Source organism: Methylophaga sp. (assembly GCF_965655755.1).
Classification (GTDB): domain Bacteria; phylum Pseudomonadota; class Gammaproteobacteria; order Nitrosococcales; family Methylophagaceae; genus Methylophaga.
In genome coordinates, this window is record NZ_CBFHHW010000027.1 from 35902 (window position 1) to 37135 (window position 1234).

Genomic DNA, 1234 nt, shown 5'->3' on the forward strand with positions numbered 1-1234 from the left:
AGCATAATGGTGTTGACCGGTGTGTCTTCAAAAGCGGATATTGAAAATGAAGATTATGCACCGACATGGGTACTAGACGATTTGCAACAAGTCACGAAAGCGCTACAAAAGTAAGCTTACTATATGTGGGAGAGACAATATGAAAAAGATGATTAATGCCGTTGAAAGTGTTTTGGAAGAGAGCCTGAAAGGCTTTGCAATGGCGCACTCTGACATTGTTAAGCTGAACCATCAGCCACATTATGTGACCCGAAAAAACAAACCAGATTCTGTCAAAGTCGCCCTGATTTCAGGGGGCGGAGCAGGGCACGAACCTTTACATACTGGTCTTGTTGGACGAGGCATGCTCGACGCTGCTTGTCCCGGTCATATATTCACCTCACCGTCTCCCGATCAAATGATGATGGCAGCGCAGGAAGTAGAGAATGGTGCCGGCATATTATTTATCGTCAAAAACTACGCAGGCGACGTAATGAATTTTGAAATCGCCGCGGAAATGCTCGAATGCCCTCACGAAACTGTGTTGGTGAGTGATGACGTTGCTTTACCCAAAGATCACAGCACCGGCCGTCGTGGTGTGGCGGGTACGTTAATTGTTGAAAAAATCCTTGGAGCTGCTGCTGAAGCAGGGGCGAACCTAGCTGAATGTAAAGCCTTAGGCGATAAAGTCGCTAACAATACGGCGTCAATGGGTGTCGCGTTAAGCAGTTGCACCGTGCCTGCAATAGGTAAACCCACTTTTGATATCACCGATAAGCAAATTGAAATGGGCGTTGGGATCCACGGTGAACGAGGCAGGGAAACAACTGATTTAGTGTCTGCCAATGAGATTGTCACGCAGCTGTGTGACGCGATTGATCAAGATCTGAAACCAGCGAAAGGTCAGAAAGTGTTGCTACATATCAATGGCTTTGGTGCGACGCCGTTGATGGAGTTGTACCTTATTTATAATCTGGCAGCAGCATTTTTTGAAGAACGCGGCATTGAGATCGCTCGTTCTTTAGTCGGTAATTTCACCACATCATTGGATATGGCTGGTTGTTCGGTAACGCTGACTTTGCTTGATGATGAAACGACGCAGTATTGGGATGCTCCGGTACATACCGCAGCACTTCGTTGGGGGTGTTAATTACCACAATATTAGATAAGTCTTATTTTTGGGTTGTAATTTTTGCTATCTCATCCGCAATCACGCAGATAATTAATTGACTGGTTCGAGCCCCGGCGTCAATAT

At 46.1% G+C, this 1234-nt stretch carries 1 protein-coding gene; it reads left to right on the plus strand.

Going from position 1 to position 1234, the window contains the following annotated elements:
- The first annotated feature begins 139 nt into the window (after positions 1 to 139).
- Positions 140 to 1129 carry a dihydroxyacetone kinase subunit DhaK gene (gene dhaK / locus ACTF5U_RS09675; RefSeq protein ID WP_438971423.1) on the plus strand — a complete coding sequence of 330 codons (990 nt, stop codon included), beginning with the start codon at positions 140 to 142 and terminating at the stop codon, positions 1127 to 1129.
- Positions 1130 to 1234 lie beyond the last annotated feature (105 nt).

What these genes read in the sequence shown, in the direction of transcription:
- dhaK (WP_438971423.1), top strand. Translation starts at nt 140, where the DNA reads ATGAAAAAGATGATTAATGCCGTTGAAAGTGTTTTGGAAGAGAGCCTG.